Genomic DNA, 20,929 nt, shown 5'->3' with positions numbered 1-20,929 from the left:
AACGGCCCGCATCCATGCGGGCCGCCCTCCGGGTCTTCGATTGCCTTCGCGAGTGCTGGGCGACGCACAGCAACAGCAACAGCAACAGCAACAACGCCGCCATCGAATATCGAATATCGACGGCACAGCCTAAGGTTTCAGCCGGAATGAAAGATGCGACGCCAACTTGGCTACGAGTCGCGGCTTACGCCGCTCCTACAAGAGGGCAGCCAACATCCACACGAGAACTCACCGTCGGGATCTGCGCCACTTCTATCGCGAGGATTTCGCCACCGCCACATCGCGCTGCCAATAGCCACGCAACTGCTCGCGTTGCCGCAGGCTCAGCCCTTCGGTGCAGGCCTCCAGCAACTCGCTCGCAGCGGCCGCATCGCCGGCCGCCCAGGATTCCCGCGCCGCCTCCAGCAGGGCGCGGCGGCGTACGTCGAGGTTGCCGAACGGGTCGAACCAGGAATCCACGCGCGCGACATCCTTGACTCCGGTCCAGGCGAAACGCGCATCGCCGGCGTCGGCGGCGATGGCGCGGTAGCGCGCGATGGCCTCTCCGCGCTCGATCCGGCCTTGCAGCAGATCCAGGCGAACCCGGAACAGCCGCGCCTGCGGCGTTGCGCCGGCGGCTTCCAGCGCCGCCACCGCGCGTCCGACGTAGCCGTAATCCACCGGACCGGCTACCGATTGCTGGCCGAGCAGGTTGAAACTCGCAATCGCGGTGCGGTACTCGATGCGGTCGTGCGCCGCGATCGCCTTGGCATCGGGGCGGCCCAGCGACGACGGCTGCACCAGGCGCACGCCGGGTTCGTCCTTGAGGATCGCTTCGATATCGTGCTTATGGAATTCGCCCACGACCACCACCACCGTGCCGCCCGGATGCGCACGCGCCGCGGCGGCGATGCGCTGCGCCTGCAGATAGGTGCGGTAGAGATAGAGCCGGCGCGGCAGGTCGTGCTTGGCGCGGGTGGCCGGGGTCGCGGCCCAACTCGCCACTTTGGCCAGCTTGGCCGGGTCGTCGGCATGGAAGAAATCGCGCATCGACGCTTCTTGGCCGAAGGCGAGAAAGCCCATGAAACCCTTGGCCGGACGCAGCTCCGGCGGTGCGTCCAGGCTCAGACCGAAGCCAAGCCGCTGGTCCTCCGCCGGCGGCTCCCAGTCGATCGGGCACAACTCGATCCCGTGCCGGCGCGCGAACGGCACCGCCACGTCCTGTACCTCGTAGGTGAACTCGTAGAAGTCGCCGCGCGCGAACGCTTCCGGCGCACGCTCGATGCAGATCGCATCGGGCTTGGCGCGATCGAGGAACGCGTCCAGCAGTGCCGGCTGGTCGCGCTCGGAAACCAATTGCGCGGCGTGGTCGACGCCCAGCACGATCACCGCCGCCGGCGTCGCGCCGGCCTGCGCCGCCTGCGCGCCGAATGCCTGCGACGGCAACAGCAACAGCACCGCCAACCACCACTTGCTCATGTGCGCTCCGCTCCGATCCGACGACCCGGCCACGCTGTCACGGCACGGCGGCGCGCGCCCGTGCCGTTGGTCGCGGTCGGTCGCGCTACTGCTGACGCAAGGCTTCGATCGGGTCGAGCTGCGAGGCCTTGCGCGCCGGGTAATAGCCGAAGAACAGGCCGGTGGCGATCGAGAAGCCCGCCGCCAGGGCGATGATCTGCCCGTTCAAGGCGATCGGCAGGGCGCCGAACTTGCCGACCAGGATCGTGCCGACCACGCCGATGGCGATGCCCAGCGCACCGCCGATCAGCGAGATCAGCATCGCCTCGGCCAGGAACTGGCGCTGGATGTCGCTGGGGCCGGCGCCGACCGCCATGCGCAGGCCGATCTCGCGGATGCGCTCGGTCACCGACACCAGCATGATGTTCATGATGCCGATGCCGCCGACGATCAACGAAATCGTCGCCACCGCGCCAAGCAGCAGGGACATCAAACGCGTGGTCTGGGTGCGGGTGGCAACCACCTCGGCGATGTTGCGCACGCTGAAGTCGTCGTCGCCGCCGGGCTGGATCTTGTGGCGCTGGCGCAGCAAGCCTTCGATTTCCTCTTGCGCATAGGCCACGTCCTCGGCGCGGCCGACGCCGACCGCGATCTGCATGACCGCACCGGTCGGCAGGCCCATCGCGCCCAGCAATCGCCGGCGCCCGGTTTCCAACGGCACCAACACCACGTCGTCCTGGTCCTGGCCGAAACCGCCCTGCCCTTTCGGCTTGAGCGTGCCCACCACGGTGAACGGCACGCGCCCGAGACGCACGGTCTGGCCGATCGCGTCTTCGTCGCCGAACAGTTCGCGCCGCACGGTTTCGCCGAGGATCACCGACTTGGCGCCGCTGCCGTAGTCGCGCGCCTCGAAGCTGGCGCCGGAGGCGATGGTCCAGCCGTTGATGTCGAAGAAATCCGCCTGCACGCCCTGCCACTGCGTCGACCAATTGTTTTCGGCGTAGACCGCCTGGGTGCCGCCGCGCAACGAGGCGGCCACATACTGCACTTCCGAGACTTCGTTGCGGATCGCCTCGCCATCGGCCTCGGTCAGGGTGAAGAAACTCGAGGAACTCAGGCGCACGCCGCCGCTGCCGCGTCCGCCGCCGCCCGAACTGATATCCAGCCGATTCGAACCCAGCCCCGAAACCAGTTTGTCGATTTCCGATTGCGTGCCCTGGCCGACCGAGACCATCACGATCACTGCGGCGATGCCGATGATCACGCCGAGCGAGGTCAGCGCGCTGCGCAGCCAATTGCCGCGCAGGGCGAAGATGGCGGTGCGCAGGACTTCCATGAAACTCATGCGCCGGCCTCCTGCACGTGCAGTTCGCCGTCGCGCATGACGAAGGTGCGGTCGGCGTGCGCAGCCACGTCCGGGTCGTGGGTGATCAGCACGACGGTGTGATCCTCGGCCTGCAGACGCTTGAACAGGGCGAGGATCTCCTCGCCGGTGCGGGTGTCGAGCGCGCCGGTGGGTTCGTCGGCGAGCAGGATCGGCGGACGGTTGATCAGCGCGCGCGCGATCGCCACGCGCTGCTGCTGGCCGCCGGACAATTCGCTCGGCCGATGGCCGGCGCGGCCGCTGAGGCCGACCGCGTCGAGCGCCTGCTGTGCGCGGAGCATGCGCTCGTCGCGCGGCACGTTGGCATAGCCCATCGGCATCGCCACGTTCTCCAGCGCGCTCATGCGCGGCAACAGGTTGAAGCCCTGGAACACGAAACCGATCTTGTCGCGACGCAGGATGGCACGTTCTTCGGCGTCGAGGCTGGCGACGTCGATGCCGTCGCACAGATACACGCCGCTGGTCGGCGTGTCGAGGCAGCCGATCAGGTTCATCAGGGTCGACTTGCCCGAACCCGACGGCCCCATGATCGCGACGAACTCGCCGCGCGCGATCGACATCTCGACGCCGTGCAGGGCGATCACTTCGGCCTCGGTGCCGGGCGAATAGACCTTGCCGAGCGCGCGGGTCTCGATGACCGCGGTGGCGTCAGCGATGCCGCCGCTCATTTCGTGCCGCGCCCGCTGCCGACCACGATCTCGTCGCCTTCCTGGATGTTGCCCGAGACTTCGGTCCAACTGCCGTCGCTGGCGCCGACGCGGACCACGATCTGTTCCGGCTCGCCCTTGACCAGCTTGTACAGCGGTACGCGGCGCGCGGTGACCAGGTTGGCGATCTCGGCATCCCACTGCTTGCGCTGGGCCTCGTCGAGCATGGAGCGGAACGAGCCGAACTGCTGGTTGAAGCGTTCTTGCATGCGCTGGCGCGCCGCGCCGGAGACGGCGCCGCCGCTGCGGTTGCCGCGGTTGTTGTTGCCGCCACCGCCGCCCGGGCCGCGCCCGCCGCCGATGATGATCGGCGCGCCGCCACCGCCGCCCGGCGCGGCCGCAGTCGGCGCCGCAGTGCGCGCGGCCATGCGTTGCTTCATCTGCTCCAGCGCGGCGTCGAACGCGGCCCGTTGGTTCGTATCGAGCTTGAGCGCCTGGGCCACCTGCGGCAGATCGCCGCTGAGGCCGCCGCGCGCGCCGCCGGCCGGACCGTTCGCGGCGCCCGCACTGACTGCTTCGTCGGCCGGCTTGTAGCGCAGCGCGGCATTGCTGACCCGCAGCACGTCGTCGCGGCGGCTGACCTCGATCTCGGCGTTGGCGGTCATGCCCGGCAGCAGCACGCCGTCGACGTTGTCGACCGAAACCACGACCGGATAGGTGATGACGTTGCTGGTGTTGGTCGCCGACAACCGCACCTGCTGCACGGCGCCGCGGAACTGACGATCGGGAAACGAGTCGACGGTGAAGTTGACGCTCTGGCCCGGCTTGACCTGGCCGATGTCGGCCTCGTCGATGGCCAACACGATTTCCATCTTCGACAGGTCTTCGGCGATCTGGAACAACACCGGCGATTGCAGGCTCGCGGCCACGGTCTGGCCGGGCTCGATGCTGCGCGTCAGCACCACGCCGTCCACGGGTGCGCGGATCACCGTGCGCTGCAGGTTGAGGCGCGAAGTCTGAGTCGAGGCGATCTGCTGGTTGATCTGGGCTTCGGCGCCGGCCAACTGGGCGCGGGCCTGGTCGCGCGCGGCGCGGGCCAGGTCGGCGTCGCTGCGCGCGACGAGCTGGTTCTTGGCCAGTTCCGACTTGCGCTGGTAGTCCAGCTCGGCATTGCGCAGGGTCGCCTGCGCGGTGGCGAGGCTGGCGCGGGCGTTGCTGACCTGTGCCGAGCCCTGGGCGATCTGCGCTTCGTAGGTGGCCGGGTCGATACGCGCGATCACCTGCCCCTTGGTCACGCGGTCGTTGTAGTCGGCCAGCACCTCGGTGACCTGGCCGGAGATCTGGCTGCCGACGTCGACGGTCGAGATCGCCGAAAGTGCGCCGGTGGCCGAGATCGCGACGCGGATGTCGCCGCGTTCGACCTTGGCGGTGCGATAGGCGCCCGCGGCGTCCTCGGCATTGCGCTGACGGTAGTAAGTCCAGGCGCCGCCGGCCACGGCCAGCGCCACCGCCGCGGCGACGATGCGCTTGGGCCACGGCGATTTGCGGCGCCCGTTGTTGTTCGTCGCGGGTGAGGTCGGCTTGGCTGCGCTCATGGGACTCGGATCGTGGGCTATGAAGGCGCGAACGCGCGTGGCTGAATGCGGTTGACAGCGCTCGCTGCATTGACCGCATCGGGCACGAACGGTTCAGTTTCCGCCACGGTCGGTGCAGGCGAAGCGAGCGCTTGGCGGCAAGCGATTCTGCACAGGGATTCGCCAGGGCGCGAAAGCGTCGCAGCCGGCGGCTGGGCTTCAGGCGCCGGGTCGGCGCGGCAGCGGCGGCATATGGGTGCTCAGAGTGGCGCTGCCGGGGCGGAAGCGGATCACCGCGGTGGTGCCCTGCTCGGGCGCGCTGGTCAGGGTGACCGGCCAGCCGAAGCGTTCGCCGAGCCGGCGCACGATCGACAGGCCCATGCCCTTGCCGTCGCCGACCGAGAAGTCGGCGCGGTAGAACGGGGTGAAGGCCTTGGTCAGGGTTTCCACCGACATGCCGATGCCGGTGTCGCGGATCTCGATGCTGTCGCGGCTCAGGCGCACGTCGATGCGGCCCTGGTCGGTGAAGCGCACCGCATTGCTGAGCAGGTTGCCGACCATGACCCCGAGAGCGTGCGGCGGCGCGGTCAGGCGCGGCCCCCCCTCGTCGTAAAGATGCAACTCGACCGGTTTGCCGTTGAGCAGCGGCAGGATCCGCTCCATCTCGTTGTCGACGATGTCGCGGACCAGGAAATCTTCGGACTGCGGCTCGACGTCGGACTCGCGCGCCAGGATCAGGAAGGCGTCGATCACCGCCTCCATGTCGCGCCCGGCGCGTTGCACGCGCAGCAACGAGCGTTGCGCACGCAGGGGCGTGTCGGGGTCGGCCAGCATCAGGTCGGTGGCGACCCGGATCACCGTCAACGGCGTGCGCAGTTCATGGCTGGCGTCGCGGGTGAAATCGCGCTCGCGCTCGACGAAGTCGCTGACTCGTTCGGCCAGGCCGCTGAGCGAACTCGACAAGCGGCGCACTTCGCTGCCGGGGTCGTAGGGGAATTTGATCGGCTCGATCAGGCTCGTGTCGGGATCGCGCGGGTCCCATTGCGAGACCACGTTGGCCAGCCAGCTCACCGGCGAGACCAGTCGCTTCGAAGTGCGGTAGGTATGCCAGGAAATCAGATACGTCGTCAGCAACGACAGCAGCAGCGAGAACAGGCCGGTGTAGAGGATCGCCTCGTCGATCAGCTCGGTGGCGTAGATCATGTAGAAGGTGCCGGGCTCGCGCCGGTCCACCAGCACCACCCGGCCGCCGCCGGGCAGGTTGTGCAGGCCCGAGTCGACCCCGCGGATCACCATCGGCAGCAGCGAGTCGCTGGCGCCGGTCGGGACGAAATGGCCGCGCGTGGTCGAGGTGCGCGGCAACGGATAGTTGGGGTCGCGGATGCGCCCGGCCCAGTAGTCGTCGGCCTCGCGCTGCATGCGCTGTTCCAGCACCACGTGGCGCACCGCGAGTCCCGCCAGGAGGATGCCCAGCGTGATCGCGATGCTGCCGATCAAGGCTTGCAGAATGAACGCGAGCTTGATCTTGCGCGGTAGCCCCTGCGGCATGATCGCGGCCGGTCAGTCCGGCGGCTGGGAGATGTCTGCCACCCGGTAGCCGGCGCTCTGCACGGTATGCAAAAGCTGCTTGTCGAACGGCTTGTCGATGGTCTTGCGCAGGTTGTACAGATGGCTGCGCAAGGTGTCGGAGTCCGGCAAACCGTTGCCCCAGATCTCGCGCTCGATCTCCTGGCGGCTGACCACGCGCGGCGATTCGCGCATCAGGATGGTCAACAGGCGCAAGCCGATCGGCGAGAGTTGCAGTTCGCTGCCGCCTCGGGTGACCCGCAGGCTGGCCGGGTCGAGCACCAGGTCGGCGACCTTGAGCACCTCGCCGCCGACCTGGCGGCGCTCGCGCCGGATCAGGGCGCGCAGGCGCGCCTCCAGTTCCTGGATCGCGAAAGGCTTGGTCAGATAGTCGTCGGCGCCGGCGCTCAAACCGGTGAGCTTCTCGTCGAGCGTATCGCGTGCGGTCAGCATCAGCACCGGCGTGGACTTGCGGGCCTCTTCGCGCAGCTTCTTGCAGACCTCGATGCCGTCCATGCGCGGCAGCATCAGGTCCAGGACGATCACGTCGTAACTGTTCTCGGTGGCAAGGCGGTAACCGTCGAGACCATCGGCCGCGTAATCGACCTCGAAGCCGCGGCTTTCGAGGTACTCGCCGACCATTTCGGAGATATTGCGGTTGTCTTCGACGATCAGGACCAGCCCCCCGTCTCTCGTACCCTGCATGCAGCCTCTCCATTCCTTCAGTTTTGTGAAGGTTGCCCTCGCCAAGGTGGACGGCCCGTGAAGACCCTCGTTACGCTGACCGCCCACTCCGTCACGAAACGCCCCGATGCTCGCCGAACGCCTCTACCCGATCCTGCTTTTGCTCGGTTCGAACATCTTCATGACGTTCGCCTGGTACGGCCATCTCAAATACAAGTCGTCGCCGTTGATGATCGCGATCGCGGTCAGCTGGGGCATCGCCCTGTTCGAGTACTGCCTGCAGGTACCCGCCAACCGTCTCGGCAGCGCGGTGTACTCGGCGCCGCAGCTCAAGGGCATGCAAGAGGTCATCACCCTGCTGGTGTTCGCCGGCTTCTCGGCCTGGTACCTCGGCGAGCCGCTGAAGTGGAACCACTGGGCCGGGTTCGGCCTGATCGTGGTGGCGGCCTGGCTGATTTTCCTGGATTGAGCTTCCCGGATTGATCTTCGCGGATCGAGCGCGGCGCAGCGACCCGATCAAGGCCCGCATAAGGACTCGACCTCGACCTCTCGCTGCCAGCGCTGACCACGGACAGTCACCGTCAGATGGCCCTTCCAGCGGGTAAGGGTGCTGGCGTCGTCCATCGCCGCGCGCGCCTGCACCGCCTGCGCCGCCGGCAGCCGGGTCCAGCGCCCGTCCTCCTCGACCGACAGGCTCGGCGCGCCCAGGCGCAGCTCCGCCGAAATCTTCTCGCCCGCATCGGACCAACGCAGGGTCTGACCGCGCTGCCGCTGCAGGCCCAGCGCTTCGATATCCGAATGTGCGCCCTCGCGGCGCAAAGCAAAAGCTTGACCGTTCACCGACAGGTGCAGCGCCGGCCAGGCCGCCAGCGCCGAGTTTTGATCGCCGCGGTTGCGCCACAGCGTCGCCACTGCGGAACCGCCCTCGGCCGATCCGGCCCCAGCCAGATAAACGCGGACGATGGGACAGGTCTTGCTGTCCATGCTTTCGCTGAGCCACGGGGAGACGCGCATCGGCACATCGGGCTGTGCGGCGGGCGCCGCCGACACCACGCCCGGCCACAGGTAAGTCAACATAAGGCCGCACACAGCGATCTTGAGATTCAAGATATCTTCCTTGATGGATGCGAACCCGACGCGACTCGTCGGTTTCGCGGCTGTTTTGGGGGTTCTTTCTCGGGCGCGTTCGGGCGGGCGCTCAGAACTTGATCTTGCCGGTCAGGATGTCCTTGAACATCACCCAATCGCCGACGAAGGAATACAGCGGGTGCTTGAAGGTGGCCGGGCGATTCTTCTCGAAGAAGAAATGCCCGACCCAGGCGAAACCGTAGCCGCACAACAGCGCCGCCAGCAGCAGCCAGGGCCGGCCTTGGGCCAAGGCCAGCGCGAGCAGCACCAGCACGCCGCAACTGCCGATGAAATGCAGGCGCCGGCTGGTGCGGTTGCTGTGTTCGCTCAGATAGAACGGATAGAACTCGCGGAAACTCGCAAAACGGTTCGCCATGTCCCTGTCCTCGCCTGATCGCCCCGCACCGCTCAATCGGCGGTCTTCGCCTCACCGCCGAACATGCCCCGCGCCTTCAGCACGGTGCGCTTCTTGACCTCGAACAACTCGTCCACCGGGCTGCCGGTCAGACAATACGCTTTGTCGCCGTCGATGCGGAAATGCTCGCGCGCAAACAGCTTGCGCCGGTCCTTGCTGGACCACCCAGGCTCCAGCGGATGGTAGGCATCGCTGTCCCATGGTATCGGCCTGGCTTCGGCGATGCCGCGACGATCCTCGCTATCGCGCTCGCCCACCGGTCCGCAACCGAACCAGGCGCCGGACGGGGCCCTGAACACCGGGTAATACTGGTATTTCTGATGGTAAAGCCGGTTGCCGTCGCGCGATACGAACAACAAGGCATGGGGAAAGCGCGAGAACGGCGGCACACCGTGATGGTCGTAGGCCTCGAACTCAATCGTATCTCCGTCGTACTCGCCATAGACGAGCTGCTCGACCCGATACTTCGCCTTGAAGGCGGCGTCCATGAGGAGCACGTCCTTGCCCAGTACGGGTCCGAACTGCTCGACCGACAGCTTCTCGCCGACGAACACGATCAGGTTTTCCTGCTCCGCCGCTTCGACCGAGAAACATGCAGCTAACAGACAGGCCAGCGACCACCGGCGCATGCGACGATTCATGGCGTTCCCTCGCTTATCGATCCTGCACGCATCCTGCCGTGCCGCTCGCAGCGCCGCAAGATCGGGCGCCGCTGGGCGCGAACGCCGCGCTCAGGATTCGCCGCGCTCGGCTCGCTTGCTCTTGTCCCAGTACGCGTCCTGGCCTTCCAGCGGCAACTCCGCCAGGGCCAGACCGTCTTGCGCGGCCAGGGTTTCCATCGCGCGGAAACGGCGCTCGAACTTGAGGTTGGCACGACGCAGCGCGGCACCGACGTCGACCTTGCCGTGGCGGGCCAGATTCGCGCAGACGAACAGCACGTCGCCGATCTCGTCCTCGAGGCGGCCGTGTGCGGCCGCATCGTCGGGCGCGGCGGCGACCGCGGCGAACTCGGCGCGGACTTCCTCGATTTCCTCGTGCAGCTTGGCGATCACCGGGCTCACGTCGGGCCAGTCGAAACCGACCGCGGCCGCGCGCTTTTGCAGTTTCACCGCACGCTGCCACTCGGGCAGGCCGCGGGCGATACCGGCCAGCGCCGAGGTGTCGACCTCGCCCGCCGCCTCGCGCTCGCGGCGCTTCTGTTCTTCCCAGGCCACGGTCTGGGCCTCGACGTCCTCGACGCTGGCGTCGCCGAACACGTGCGGATGACGGCGCACCATCTTGTCGCTGATCGCCGCGACCACGTCGTCGAAAGCGAACGCGCCCTGTTCCTCGGCCATGCGCGCATGGAACACGACCTGCAGCAGCAGATCGCCGAGTTCGTCCTTCAACGAGACCAAGTCCTTGCGATCGATGGCGTCGGCGACTTCGTAGGCTTCTTCGATCGTGTACGGCGCGATCGAAGCGAAATCCTGTTCGATGTCCCAGGGGCAGCCGCTGTCGCGATCGCGCAGGCGCGCCATGATCGTCAACAGCCCGGCGATACCCGGCGGCAGGTTCAGCACTTCAGCCATCGAGCCACTCCTTCCACGGCAGAGCCAGGTCGCCCACAGCGACGAAATCGCCGTTGAGAATGCCGGCGCGCTGGTTGTAACGGAACGGCCGGCCTTGCGGGTCGAACACGGCGCCGCCCGCGGCTTCGAGCACGCACTGGCCGGCGGCGGTGTCCCATTCGCTGGTCGGGCCGAAACGCGGGTACAGATCGAGACCGCCCTCGGCGATCCGACAGAATTTCAACGACGAACCCAGGCTGAGCATGTCGATGCCGCCGGGCGCTTCGCGTTGCAGACGCGCCATCGCCCGTTCGGCGCGGTCGCTGTGGAAGGAGCGGCTCGCGGCGACCCGCAGCGGCTGCGCCGCCGGTGCGCGCACCCGTACTTCGCGCTCGTCGTCGCCGTCGCGGCGGTAGGCGCGGCCGCCGCGCTGGGCATGCCAAAGCGCTCCACCGACCGGCGCCTGGATCAGGCCGAACACCGGCACGCCGTGGTCGATCAGGGCCAGATTCACCGAGAACTCGCCGTTGCGCTTGACGAATTCGCGGGTGCCGTCGAGCGGGTCGACCAGCCACAGGCGCGACCATTCGCGACGCTGCTCGAAACTGACCTCGTGCGCGGATTCCTCCGACAGCACCGGGATGTCCGGGGTCAGGCGGGCCAGCCCGTCGACGATGAGGTGGTGCGCGGCCATGTCGGCGGCGGTGACCGGCGAAGCGTCGGCCTTGCGTTCGACCGCGAACTCGCCGTCGTAGACGGTCAGGATCGCGGCCGCGGCGGCGCGGGCGATCGCGATCGCGCCTTCGATCTGTTCCGGGCTGAGCAGGGCTGGTTTCACAGGGGCTGCGCTCATGCTTGCGGCTCCGGGTGCGGCTCGCCGTTGCGCAGCCATTCGCGGGCGATGAACAGCGCGGCGATGCTGCGGCCTTCGGAAAAATCCTCGCGCAGGATCAACTCGTGCAGGTCATCGAGTTTCCACGGCACCACTTCGAGCTCTTCGGGTTCGTCGCCGGGCAGGCGCTCGGGATAGAGATCGCGCGCCAGCACCAGATGCGCCTGGTGGCTCATGTAGGTGGGCGCCAGGGTCAACGAGCGCAGCACGGTCAACGAACGCGCACCGTAGCCGGCCTCTTCCTTGAGCTCGCGATCGGCGGCCTCGATCGGGCTTTCGCCAGCGTCGATGCGGCCCTTGACCAGGCCGAGCTCGTAGCGGTGCACGCCGGCGGCGTATTCGCGCACCAGCAGCACGGTGTCGTCGTCGATCATCGGCACCACCACGACCGCGCCGTGGCCGCGCCCGTGCAGGCGCTCGTACTGGCGGCGTTCGCCGTTGGAGAACTCGAGATCGAGCCGTTCCAGCCGGTACGGACCGGCCTCGTGCTCGGTGACGTGATGAATGGTCGGCAGCCGTCGGGTCATGGCGCGGCTCCGGGCGTGAGCAGGGAGCGGAAAGGCACGATAATAGGGGGATGCGAGAGATCACTCACGACACGACGATGCTAACAGAGCCGGGCGCCGACGCGGCGGACTCCTGGCGCGAACGCGACCTGGCGGTGCTGTGGCACCCCTGCACCCAGATGCGCGAACACCCCCATACGCTGCCCTTGCTGCCGATCGCGAGCGGGCAAGGGCCGTGGCTGATCGGCCGCGACGGGCGTCGCTATCTGGATGCGATCTCGAGTTGGTGGACCAATCTGTTCGGCCATGCCGAACCGCGCATCGCCGAGGCCATCGCGACCCAGGCGCGCACCCTCGAACACGTGATCCTGGCCGGCTGCTCGCACGCGCCGGCGGTCGAACTCGCAGAGCGCCTGCTGGCGCTGGCGCCGCGCCAGGACGGGCGTGCGCCGCTGAGCAAGGTGTTCTACGCCGACAACGGCTCGGCCGGGGTCGAGGTGGCCCTGAAGATGGCCTTCCACTGGTTCCGCAACCGCGGCATCGAAGGCCGGACCAAGTTCATCGCCCTGGAGAACGGCTACCACGGCGAAACCCTCGGCGCCCTCGCGGTCGGCGACATTCCGCTGTACCGGCGCATCTACGCACCGCTGCTGGCCGAGTCGCTGTTCGCGCCCTCGCCCGACGCCTACCTGTGCGAACCCGGCCAAACCCCGGCCGAGCGCGCCGAACAGGCCGCGACGGCTTTGCGTCATCTGCTCGAACGCCATGCAGATGAAGTCTGCGCGCTGATCCTGGAGCCGCGCGTGCAATGCGCCGGCGGCATGCGCATGCACGACCCGCTGTATCTCAAGCTGGCGCGCGAGCTGTGCGACGAGCACGGCGTGTTCCTGATCGCCGACGAGATCGCGGTCGGCTTCGGCCGCACCGGCACCTTGTTCGCGAGCGAACAGGCCGGGGTCATGCCCGACCTGCTCTGCCTGTCGAAGGGCCTGACCGGCGGCGCCCTGCCCCTGGCCGCGGTGCTGACCACGCAATCGATCTACGACGGTTTCCTCGACGACTCGCGCGAGCGCGCCTTCCTGCACTCGCACAGCTACACCGGCAACCCGCTCGCCTGCGCGGCGGCGCTGGCCAGCCTGGATATTTTCCGCGACGACGACATCGTCGCCCGCAACCGCGTCACCAGCGCGCGCATGGCCCGGCTCGCCGCCGATTTCGCCGACCACCCGCATGTCGCCGACGTGCGTCAGGCCGGCATGATCGTCGCCTTCGAGCTGACCCGTAACGGCGACAAGCGCACGCCGTTCGCCCCGGCCGCCCGCTTCGGCCTGCACGCGTATCATGCCGCGCTCGACCGCGGCGTGTTGCTGCGGCCGCTCGGCGACGTGCTGTACTGGATGCCGCCCTATTCGATCGACGAGGACGCCCTGGGCTTGCTCGCCGACACCACGCGCGCGGCGATCGATCATGCCGTGCGGGAGGCCGACGCATGCGCCTGACCCGAGTCCATGTCGATGCCGATCTCGCCGCCGGTCGCGAGATCGCGTTGCCCGAAGGCCCCGCCACGCATCTGGCGCGCGTGCTGCGCCACGAGGTCGGCGACGCCTGCGTGCTGTTCAACGGCGACGGCCGCGACTACCACGGCCGCATCGTCGCGCTCGGCAAGCGCGAGGTGCGGGTGGCGCTCGAATCGGCGCAGGAGGTCGAACGCGAATCGCCGCTGCCCCTGGTGCTGCTGCAAGGCATCGCCCGCGGCGAGAAGATGGACCTGATCCTGCAGAAGGCCACCGAGCTCGGCGCGCACGCCGTGCATCCGTTGTGGTCGCAGCGCAGCGAGGTCAAGCTCGACGAAGCGCGCGCGGAGAAACGTCATGCGCATTGGCGCAGCGTGGTCGCGTCGGCCTGCGAACAGAGCGGTCGTGCGCGCGTGCCCGAGGTCTCGGCGCCGCGTTCCTTGGCGGCGACGCTGGCGGCGCTGCCGCCCGGCGGCCTGCGCCTGATCCTCGATCCGGAAGGCGAACTCGCCTTCGCCACCTTGTCAGTCGAGATCGAGGCACCGGTACTGCTCGCGATCGGCCCGGAAGGCGGCTGGTCGCCGCTCGACCGGCAGCAACTGCGCGATGCCGGCTTCCAGGGCCTGCGCCTGGGCCCGCGCATCCTGCGCACCGAAACCGCCGGCCTGGCGGCGATCGCGGCCTTGCAGGCGAAGTTCGGCGATCTGGCTTGAGCGACGTCTCGTTGTCGCTTTAAAGGCAAAAGCAAATCCCCCCTGCCCCCCCCTTTCAAAGGGGGAAGTGCACGACGCGACGGTGCTGCTGCCTTAGAGCCGGTGCTATTGCCCCTTTTAAAAGGGGGCGCGCCTGCGCAGCAGATGCGAGGGATTTGCTGTTGCTGTTGCTGTTGCTGCCGCCTCACCCGAACCCGGCAACGACACTCAGATCTTGAAATAGATCCGCCGCGCGTCCAGCCAGCGCACCACGCCCCACCACAACGCGACGAAGACCAGCGCGAACGCCAACGAAGGCAGATAAGGCCCGAACAGCGGCGTCATCCAGTCGGCGAAACCGCGGCGGTAGATCGGTTGCAGCCATCCCATGCCCATCAGCAGGTACAGCAGCAAGGCCGAGCCGCCGTAAGCGGCGATGGCGTTGACGCCGAAGGCGCGTCCGAGCGCGGGCCAGCCGCGACGGTCGATCAGTTCGTGGAACACGGCCAGCACCCAACACGACAAGCCGCCGCTCCACAGCACGTAGGCCGGGGTCCACAGGTTCTTGTTGAACGGCTGCCAATACGCCCCTACCCAGCCGGCGAGCAGGCAGACCGCGCCGGCTATCCACAGCGCACGCAGGTTGCCGCGGCGCAACCAATCGCCGGCGCGCAGTCCGAGCAAGGTCGTCGCCAGCGCGCCGAGCGTCGACACCAGGCCTTCGGGGTCGTGGCCGCGGCCGCTGGCCGGGTCGATCTGAAAGACGTGGACGCCGAACAGCGCACTGTCGAAACGACTGGCGATGTTCTCGAAGGGTGCATAACTGCCGCCGGCTGCGAGCAAAGCCGCATAGCCGAACAACAGCGCGCCCCAGGCGATCCATTGCACCCGCGCCGGCACATACAACGCGATCAGCGCCGCGGCGGCGAAACACAGGCCGATGCGCTGCAACACGCCGGGTATACGCAGGTGCTCGTGGCCGAACGCCCAGATCGCGCAGACATGCAGCAGCAGGCCGAGGCCGACGATGCGCGCCGCGCGCCACAACGCCGGACGCAGCAGGGTCGCAGCGGCTACACCGTGTTCGCGGCGCGGCATCAGCGCCAGCGCGATCGACACGCCGACGATGAACAGGAACATCGGGAATACGAGGTCGGTCGGGGTGAACCCGTGCCATTGCGAATGCAGCAAGGGCGCGTAGACATGGCCCCAATCGCCAGGGTTGTTGACCAGCAGCATCGCCGCGACGGTGAGCCCGCGCAGGGCGTCGACCGAGGCGTAGCGTTTCGGCGCCGACGCGGCCGACCGCGGGCCGGATGACGAGCCAGACGGCGACGTCGCGCCGCCGGCCTGCGGCGCCGGACTCACGCCGCTTGTGCGAGCGCTTCGCCGATCATCGCTTCCAGCGCTTCCAGATCGGGCAGCAGCGCCGGATCGTCGTTGAGCAGTACTCGCGCCTGCACGGCGTGCGGCAGCACGTCGCCTTCGCGTCCGGCGACCGACAAGCTGTCGCGCGACACCGTGACCAGGCGCGGGAAGCCCTGGGTCAACAAAGCGAAATACGGCAGGCGCGAGGCGGCGCTGAGCGCCTTCAGCACCACGACCTTGCTGCCCAGGCCGCCCTGCTCGCGGGCGAGCCCGGACAGTTCGCCGAAAGCGACCAGCGGCAGATGCCAACCGCGCCAACGGATCTGGCCGAGCAGCCAGCGCGGCGCGTCCTCGATCGGCGCCGGCGGCGCGTACGACAACACCTCGGCGATGGTCGCGTTGGGCAGCAGCAGTCGTGCGCCGCCGACCTGGATCAACACGCCGCGGATGTCGGCTTGCGAGGTGGCTTCAGGGGCTGCGTCGCTGATCTGGTTCTCGTTCGACATCGCTTCGCGTCCTCGCCGCGGATTGCGCGGCCTTCAACGGGTGGATCTGCTGCGGTGGATTCCTTGATGCCGGAATCCGGGATTCGGTGCCGTCGCCACGCGGCGACGGCGTTCGGGCTCTTGGCTTGCGGCCTTAGATCGCGCTTTGTACGGACCAGCGCGAGGCCAGCTTGGCGGCCAGATCGGCCGGCTGTCCGCTGCCGGCGCCGCGCGCGATCGCCGCGCTGGCCGCGGCCGCGTCGTAGCAACCGTCGGGCGACTGGCCGGCGACCAACGCGCCGTGCGCGGACAGCTTCATCGCCGTATCGACCTGGGCCGGGTCGGCGCCGCTGAACAGCAACACCGCGCTGTCGGAAGCCGGCAAGGCGTCGATCACCTCGGCGCCTTCGACGAACTGGATGCCGCTGTCGCTGACGTCGATGCCGAGTCCCGCCGGCAGGATGTAGATCACCCCATCGATGGTGCGCGTGCCGGGTTCGGCGAGCTTGACCAGCACCGAGGTGGCGCGCTGCATCTGAGCGACCAGCTTGTCGTAGCGGCCGCCGTCGAGACGCTGTTGCACCAGCACCGGCCGGCCGAAATTCTCCGGCAACGCGCCGAGCAACTGGCGCACCGCATCGGGTCCGCCGATGCCGGCGAGCACGAGCACGGCGCCATTGCGCGTCGAGGCCGGCAGGCTGTCGTCGACCAGTTCCAGGCCGGAAATACGACGCTCGATCTCGTCGAGATCGTGCTTGCCCACGCCTGCGTTGCCATGCGCGCCGCTTTGACCGGTCGCCGCGCTGACCAGGCTGGCCTCGTCGCTGAACGACCAGTCCGGCACGGCAGGCGCCGGCGGCAACGGCGCTTTCGGCGCCGCTTGCAGGTCTTCGTTCAAGTCGAACTCGAAGTCGCTCTCGAAGTTACGCGCTTCGGCCGCGGCGCGTTCGTTGCGGCCGTCGTCGAAATCGAGCGGCGCGACCGTCGATGCGGATTCGGGCCCGGACTGGTCGTCCTGGATCGCGAAGGCGCTGTCGAAGTCGATCAGCTCGCGGACCTGGTCCTGCGGCGGCGCGCGCCACACTTCGAGATCGCCCAGCCCGGTTTCGTCGAGCGCGGGCACGTCGGCATGGGCCGCGGCCGGCTCCACCCACTCGCCGAGCGTCTGCGAATACGGCGCGGCGTTGCCCGGAACCTCGTCCTGGCTGTCGACCGCTTCCAAGGTCAGGTGGCCGATGTCGAAATCGTCGGCGGCGACCGCTTCGGTGGCGATGATTTCTTCGGCTTCGAGCTGTTCGGCGCCGTCCTCGGCCATCGCTTCGGCGGTGATGAATTCGATACGGTCTTCGGCCGGCGGCGGCGACGGTGCGACCCGCGCCAGTTCGCCGATCTGTTCGGCGGCGACGAACGACAGCGGGTCCAGCGAGGCCTCGGCCGAAGCCGGGTCGAACCCGACCGGCTCCTGCGCCAACGGCGATCCCGCCGCGAACGGACGCTCGAACCCGGTCGAGATCAGCATCGGATCGGGTTCCGGCTCGGGCTCGCGGCCCGGCGGCAACACGTCGTCGTGGCGGTGCAGCTTGGCGCTGAGATGGCGCGCCCAACGCGCTTCGTCCCAGCCCTCGCGCGACACCGTCAGTTCGGCTTCCTCGAAGATCACCTCGATCGAGGGATCGACCAGCAGGTTCTCGAAACGGTCCAGCGCGTCCTCGGTGGCCGGGTCGAGCACGACCACGACCACGTCCGGATCGGCAGCGTCGAGCGCAGCCGGTTCCAACGCGGTCGGATCGCCCACCAACACCAGGTTCGCGCCGGCATCGCCGAGCGCGCTACGCAAACGGTCGCAGGCCACGCCGGCCCGCGCCAACAACGCTACGCGACGTTCTGCTTCAGCCATGATGACGCGCGATTCCAAGCAGTTCGAACACGTTGCGGATCAATTCAAGCTCCTGATAAGGCTTGCCGAGATAACGCTCGACACCGATCTCGAACGCACGCTGGCGATGCTTCTCGCCGGTACGCGAGGTGATCATCACGATCGGCACTTCGCGCATGCGCGCGTCGGCCTTCATCTGGGTGGCCAGCTCGTAGCCGTCCATGCGCGGCATTTCAATGTCGAGCAGCATCAGGTCGGGCACGCGCTCGGCCATGCGTTCGAGCGCGTCGATGCCGTCCTTCGCGGTAATGACCTCGAAGTTGTGGCGTTCGAGCACGCGTCCGGTGACCTTGCGCATCGTCACCGAGTCGTCGACCACCATCACCAGCGGCACGCGGCGGGTTTCCGCCGGGGCCGGCGGCGGCTCCACCACCTGGGCGAAGTCGAGCAACTGCGCGGTACGGCGGCGCACCAACGGCGCGACGTCGAGGATCACCACCACGCGGCCGTCGCCCATGATGGTCGCGCCGAAGATGCCGGGCACCGACGCCACCTGCGGGCCGACCGGCTTGACCACGATTTCGCGGTTGCCGATGACCTGGTCGATGGTGATGGCGGCGCGCAGATCGCCGGAGCGGATCAGCAGCAAGGGCATCTGCAACTGGCCTTCGGCCTTGGCCGGCGCATGGCCGATCAGGGTGCCGAGGTCGTGGACGACATAGTCTTCGCCGCCGTAACGGTAGTTGGCCTCGCCCGCGTCGAGCAGCTCGCGCGACAGGCGGCCGACGCCGCGCACCGAAGCGATCGGCACGGCGAAGGTGATGTCGCCGATGCGCACGAACACCGCCTGGGTGACCGCGAGCGTCTGCGGCAGGCGCAGGGTGAAGTGGACGCCGTGGCCGGGACGCGAGTGGATGTCCAAGGTGCCGCCGAGCTGGCGCACTTCGCTGGCGACCACGTCCATGCCGACGCCGCGACCGGCGAGGCGGCTGACTTCGTCGGCGGTGGAGAAGCCCGGCTCGAGGATCAGCGAGTCCAGGTCGGCTTCGGCGATGACCGCGTCGGCACGCACCAGGCCGCGTTCTTCGCCGCGGCGACGGATCGCCGCACGGTCGAGACCGGCGCCGTCGTCGGCCACTTCCAGCACGACTTCCGAACCTTCGCGGCGCACCGCGATGCGCACCGTGCCTTCGTCCGGCTTACCGGCGGCGCGACGCTGTTCGGGACGTTCCAGGCCGTGCGCGACGGCGTTGCGGAGCATGTGCTCCAGCGGCGCGGTCATGCGCTCGAGCACGTTGCGGTCGAGTTCGCCCTGGGTGCCTTCGAGCTTGAGCGTGACCTGCTTGCCCAGTTCGCTCGAGGCCTGGCGGACCACGCGGCGCAGACGCGGCAACAGGGTGTCGAACGGCACCATGCGCGTGCGCATGAGGCCTTCCTGCAACTCCGAACTGACTCGCGACTGCTGCAGCAGCAGGGTTTCGTACTGACGGGTCAGGTCGTCGAGGGTGTTCTGCAGGCTGTTCTGGTCGGCCGCCGATTCGGTCAGCGCGCGCGACAGCTGTTGCAGGGTCGAGAAGCGGTCGAGTTCCAGCGGATCGAACGACTGGTCGCCCGAATCGCCCTCGCGCTGGTAGCGCGCGATGATCTGCGCTTCGGTCTCGATTTCCAGACGGCGCAACTGGTCGCGCATACGCAGGTTGGTCTGCGCCATTTCCGCGATGGCGCCGCGGAACGCACCCAACTGCTGCTCCAGGCGCGCGCGATAGATCGCGACTTCGCCGGCGTAGTTGACTAGGCGGTCGAGCAGGTCGGCGCGGATACGCACCTGTTCCTGCGGCGCCCGCACGCCGATCTCGTCTTCGTCGCCCAGCGGCGCGTCGACGATCGGCGCGGACAGCGGCTTGAGGCCGTCGTGATCGGCCGCGACCGGCTGCGCCTGCGCTTGCGGCTGCGCGGCTTCGGCCGGCTCCAGACCGGCGAAGCTCGGCATCGCCTCGCCGCGCCAGCGCGCTTCGAACACCGAGATCAGCGCTTCCGGCATCGCGATCGCGCGACCGGTGCCGACGCGGGTGACCATGGCGTGCAGGCGGTCGAAACCGCGTTCGAGCAGGACCAGACCGTCGCGACCGAGTTCGGTGCGATGGTCGACGACCGCTTCGAGCAGCGACTCCATGACGTGGCCGAGTTCGCCCACGGCCATGATGCCGGCCATGCGCGCACCGCCCTTGAGCGTATGCAGATCGCGTTGCAGCCCGACCAAGGGCTCGCGCTCGCTCGGCGTCTCGCGCAACTGCGCGAGCAGACCGTCGGAGTGGTCGAGCAGGTCGCCGCCCTCTTCGACGAAGATGTCGACGAGTTCGGGATCGAGTTCGCTCACATCGAGCGCTTCTTCCGGATCGGGATTAGCGTTGGAGGCATGCGCGAAAATCGCGGCCAGCGCGGCCGGCACGCCGGCGGCGATGCCGGTCTGCACGGCCGTGCTTGCGCCCGCCGCCAGCGCTGCGGCCGGACGCTCGACCTCGGCGCTCGACGCTTCGTCGTTGTCGTTGGCCGCGGCTTCGCTGTCGGTGCCGCGGTCGTCGAGACGGACCTGGGCCAGATCGGTCGCCGGCTGTTCGGCATCGGCCTGAGCTTCGGCTTCGACCTGCTCGCGTGCGAGGCGTTCGGCTTCGGCGTACTCGGCTTCCAGGCGTTCGTATTCGAGACGCTCGGCTTCGGCTTGCTCGGCGGCAATGCGTTCGGCTTCGAGGCGTTCGGCCTCGGCCTGCTCGGCGGCGAGGCGTTCGGCTTCGAGGCGTTCGGCTTCGGCCTGCTCGGCGGCAAGGCGTTCGGCTTCGAGGCGCTCGGCTTCGGCTTGCTCGGCTGCAAGGCGTTCGGCTTCGAGGCGCTCTGCTTCGGCCTGCTCCGCAGCAAGGCGTTCGGCTTCGGCTTGTTCGGCGGCGATGCGCTCGGCTTCCAGGCGCTCGGCTTCGGTCTGCTCGGCCGCGATACGCTCGGCTTCGAGGCGGGCCGCTTCGGCCTGCTCGGCTTCCAGGCGTGCCTGCTCGGCGCGCTGAGCTTCGGCGGCGTATTCGGCTTCGAGACGCTCGTATTCGAGACGTTCTTCCTCGGCCAGGCGTTCGGCTTCGGCTTTTTCCGCAGCGATGCGCTCGGCCTCGGCTTGCTCGGCGGCCAGACGCTCGGCTTCGAGGCGCTCGGCTTCGGCCTGTTC

At 68.3% G+C, this 20,929-nt stretch carries 19 protein-coding genes and 1 pseudogene; 4 read left to right on the top strand and 16 right to left on the bottom strand.

Annotated features, from left to right (window positions below; genetic code table 11):
* Positions 1–252: 252 nt before the first annotated feature.
* The 6 genes from EX88_RS0119060 to EX88_RS0119035 form a co-directional block, all read right to left on the bottom strand.
* Entirely contained in the window at positions 253–1,458 is a 1,206-nt protein-coding gene (locus EX88_RS0119060; RefSeq protein ID WP_031373582.1) for a hypothetical protein, read from the bottom strand.
* Positions 1,459–1,543: 85 nt separating this feature from the next.
* A complete protein-coding gene (locus EX88_RS0119055) occupies positions 1,544–2,782 on the bottom strand; it encodes an ABC transporter permease (RefSeq protein WP_031373581.1) in 1,239 nt (412 codons plus the stop codon).
* Positions 2,779–3,489: an ABC transporter ATP-binding protein gene (locus EX88_RS0119050; RefSeq protein ID WP_031373580.1), complete on the bottom strand. Its 711-nt coding sequence runs from the start codon at positions 3,487–3,489 to the stop codon at positions 2,779–2,781. The genes EX88_RS0119055 and EX88_RS0119050 overlap by 4 nt, the downstream gene beginning before the upstream one ends.
* Entirely contained in the window at positions 3,486–5,063 is a 1,578-nt protein-coding gene (locus EX88_RS0119045; RefSeq protein ID WP_081931227.1) for an efflux RND transporter periplasmic adaptor subunit, read from the bottom strand. Before EX88_RS0119045 ends, EX88_RS0119050 begins: the two co-directional genes overlap by 4 nt.
* Before the next feature lie 198 nt (positions 5,064–5,261).
* Positions 5,262–6,590, bottom strand: coding sequence for a sensor histidine kinase (locus tag EX88_RS0119040; RefSeq protein WP_051885307.1), 1,329 nt, complete (start codon positions 6,588–6,590; stop codon positions 5,262–5,264).
* A gap of 12 nt (positions 6,591–6,602) precedes the next feature.
* Positions 6,603–7,313, bottom strand: a complete 711-nt coding sequence (locus EX88_RS0119035; protein ID WP_031373577.1) for a response regulator transcription factor — start codon at positions 7,311–7,313, stop codon at positions 6,603–6,605.
* 106 nt (positions 7,314–7,419) lie between these two features.
* On the opposite strand from EX88_RS0119035, the gene EX88_RS0119030 reads away from it, so the two are divergent.
* Positions 7,420–7,761, top strand: coding sequence for a DMT family protein (locus EX88_RS0119030; protein ID WP_031373576.1), 342 nt, complete (start codon positions 7,420–7,422; stop codon positions 7,759–7,761).
* A gap of 47 nt (positions 7,762–7,808) precedes the next feature.
* On the opposite strand, the gene EX88_RS0119025 is transcribed toward EX88_RS0119030, so the two are convergent.
* The 6 genes from EX88_RS0119025 to nudE form a co-directional block, all read right to left on the bottom strand.
* Entirely contained in the window at positions 7,809–8,399 is a 591-nt protein-coding gene (locus EX88_RS0119025) for a hypothetical protein (RefSeq protein ID WP_152566363.1), read from the bottom strand.
* 91 nt (positions 8,400–8,490) lie between these two features.
* Positions 8,491–8,796 (bottom strand): DUF962 domain-containing protein, encoded by a 306-nt coding sequence (locus EX88_RS0119020; RefSeq protein WP_031373574.1) that lies wholly within the window; start codon positions 8,794–8,796, stop codon positions 8,491–8,493.
* Between the two features lie 32 nt (positions 8,797–8,828).
* Positions 8,829–9,476, bottom strand: a complete 648-nt coding sequence (locus tag EX88_RS0119015; protein ID WP_152566362.1) for a hypothetical protein — start codon at positions 9,474–9,476, stop codon at positions 8,829–8,831.
* Positions 9,477–9,566: 90 nt separating this feature from the next.
* Positions 9,567–10,406 carry a nucleoside triphosphate pyrophosphohydrolase gene (gene mazG / locus EX88_RS0119010; RefSeq protein WP_081931225.1) on the bottom strand — a complete coding sequence of 280 codons (840 nt, stop codon included), beginning with the start codon at positions 10,404–10,406 and terminating at the stop codon, positions 9,567–9,569.
* Positions 10,399–11,238, bottom strand: coding sequence for a 3'(2'),5'-bisphosphate nucleotidase CysQ (cysQ, locus tag EX88_RS0119005; protein ID WP_051885305.1), 840 nt, complete (start codon positions 11,236–11,238; stop codon positions 10,399–10,401). The genes mazG and cysQ overlap by 8 nt, the downstream gene beginning before the upstream one ends.
* Positions 11,235–11,804 carry an ADP compounds hydrolase NudE gene (gene nudE / locus EX88_RS0119000; protein ID WP_031373570.1) on the bottom strand — a complete coding sequence of 190 codons (570 nt, stop codon included), beginning with the start codon at positions 11,802–11,804 and terminating at the stop codon, positions 11,235–11,237. The genes cysQ and nudE overlap by 4 nt, the downstream gene beginning before the upstream one ends.
* A gap of 77 nt (positions 11,805–11,881) precedes the next feature.
* Here nudE and bioA point away from each other — a divergent pair, with 77 nt between their 5' ends.
* Both bioA and EX88_RS0118990 read left to right on the top strand, forming a co-directional pair.
* Positions 11,882–13,282 carry an adenosylmethionine--8-amino-7-oxononanoate transaminase gene (gene bioA, locus EX88_RS0118995; RefSeq protein WP_235186350.1) on the top strand — a complete coding sequence of 467 codons (1,401 nt, stop codon included), beginning with the start codon at positions 11,882–11,884 and terminating at the stop codon, positions 13,280–13,282.
* The gene (locus EX88_RS0118990; RefSeq protein WP_031373568.1) at positions 13,273–14,010 is read left to right on the top strand and encodes a 16S rRNA (uracil(1498)-N(3))-methyltransferase; all 738 of its coding nucleotides are present in this window, start codon (positions 13,273–13,275) and stop codon (positions 14,008–14,010) included. The genes bioA and EX88_RS0118990 overlap by 10 nt, the downstream gene beginning before the upstream one ends.
* 207 nt (positions 14,011–14,217) lie before the next feature.
* Here EX88_RS0118990 and EX88_RS0118985 read toward each other — a convergent pair whose 3' ends face one another.
* The 4 genes and pseudogenes from EX88_RS0118985 to EX88_RS24000 form a co-directional block, all read right to left on the bottom strand.
* The gene (locus tag EX88_RS0118985; RefSeq protein WP_268745611.1) at positions 14,218–15,357 is read right to left on the bottom strand and encodes an acyltransferase family protein; all 1,140 of its coding nucleotides are present in this window, start codon (positions 15,355–15,357) and stop codon (positions 14,218–14,220) included.
* Positions 15,354–15,863: a chemotaxis protein CheW gene (locus EX88_RS0118980; RefSeq protein ID WP_051885304.1), complete on the bottom strand. Its 510-nt coding sequence runs from the start codon at positions 15,861–15,863 to the stop codon at positions 15,354–15,356. The genes EX88_RS0118985 and EX88_RS0118980 overlap by 4 nt, the downstream gene beginning before the upstream one ends.
* Positions 15,864–15,996: 133 nt before the next feature.
* Positions 15,997–17,739 carry a chemotaxis protein CheB gene (locus EX88_RS24795; RefSeq protein WP_081931223.1) on the bottom strand — a complete coding sequence of 581 codons (1,743 nt, stop codon included), beginning with the start codon at positions 17,737–17,739 and terminating at the stop codon, positions 15,997–15,999.
* A pseudogene (locus tag EX88_RS24000) lies at positions 17,732–20,122 on the bottom strand (response regulator); the annotation flags it as partial. The gene EX88_RS24795 and the pseudogene EX88_RS24000, both read right to left, overlap by 8 nt.
* A 248-nt stretch (positions 20,123–20,370) precedes the next feature.
* Between EX88_RS24000 and EX88_RS27500 the strand changes: the two are divergent.
* A partial coding sequence (locus EX88_RS27500) for a pentapeptide repeat-containing protein (RefSeq protein WP_430536920.1) occupies positions 20,371–20,929 on the top strand: 559 nt, incomplete at its 3' end.

Origin of the sequence: Lysobacter antibioticus (genome assembly GCF_000731095.1) — a bacterium.
GTDB classification, from domain to species: domain Bacteria; phylum Pseudomonadota; class Gammaproteobacteria; order Xanthomonadales; family Xanthomonadaceae; genus Lysobacter; species Lysobacter antibioticus_B.
Note: the sequence above shows the minus strand (reverse complement) of the source record. Positions and strands in the feature narration are given on the sequence as shown.

Excerpts from the sequence above, each read along its gene's own strand:
- EX88_RS0118990 (WP_031373568.1), top strand. The coding sequence starts at position 13,273 with ATGCGCCTGACCCGAGTCCATGTCGATGCCGATCTCGCCGCCGGTCGC.
- nudE (WP_031373570.1), bottom strand. The coding sequence starts at position 11,804 with ATGACCCGACGGCTGCCGACCATTCATCACGTCACCGAGCACGAGGCC.
- EX88_RS0119040 (WP_051885307.1), bottom strand. The coding sequence starts at position 6,590 with ATGCCGCAGGGGCTACCGCGCAAGATCAAGCTCGCGTTCATTCTGCAA.
- EX88_RS0118980 (WP_051885304.1), bottom strand. The coding sequence starts at position 15,863 with ATGTCGAACGAGAACCAGATCAGCGACGCAGCCCCTGAAGCCACCTCG.
- EX88_RS0119055 (WP_031373581.1), bottom strand. The coding sequence starts at position 2,782 with ATGAGTTTCATGGAAGTCCTGCGCACCGCCATCTTCGCCCTGCGCGGC.
- EX88_RS0119050 (WP_031373580.1), bottom strand. The coding sequence starts at position 3,489 with ATGAGCGGCGGCATCGCTGACGCCACCGCGGTCATCGAGACCCGCGCG.
- bioA (WP_235186350.1), top strand. The coding sequence starts at position 11,882 with ATGCTAACAGAGCCGGGCGCCGACGCGGCGGACTCCTGGCGCGAACGC.
- EX88_RS0119060 (WP_031373582.1), bottom strand. The coding sequence starts at position 1,458 with ATGAGCAAGTGGTGGTTGGCGGTGCTGTTGCTGTTGCCGTCGCAGGCA.
- mazG (WP_081931225.1), bottom strand. The coding sequence starts at position 10,406 with ATGGCTGAAGTGCTGAACCTGCCGCCGGGTATCGCCGGGCTGTTGACG.
- EX88_RS24795 (WP_081931223.1), bottom strand. The coding sequence starts at position 17,739 with ATGGCTGAAGCAGAACGTCGCGTAGCGTTGTTGGCGCGGGCCGGCGTG.
- EX88_RS0119035 (WP_031373577.1), bottom strand. The coding sequence starts at position 7,313 with ATGCAGGGTACGAGAGACGGGGGGCTGGTCCTGATCGTCGAAGACAAC.
- EX88_RS0119045 (WP_081931227.1), bottom strand. The coding sequence starts at position 5,063 with ATGAGCGCAGCCAAGCCGACCTCACCCGCGACGAACAACAACGGGCGC.
- EX88_RS0119020 (WP_031373574.1), bottom strand. The coding sequence starts at position 8,796 with ATGGCGAACCGTTTTGCGAGTTTCCGCGAGTTCTATCCGTTCTATCTG.
- EX88_RS0119015 (WP_152566362.1), bottom strand. The coding sequence starts at position 9,476 with ATGAATCGTCGCATGCGCCGGTGGTCGCTGGCCTGTCTGTTAGCTGCA.
- EX88_RS0119030 (WP_031373576.1), top strand. The coding sequence starts at position 7,420 with ATGCTCGCCGAACGCCTCTACCCGATCCTGCTTTTGCTCGGTTCGAAC.
- cysQ (WP_051885305.1), bottom strand. The coding sequence starts at position 11,238 with ATGAGCGCAGCCCCTGTGAAACCAGCCCTGCTCAGCCCGGAACAGATC.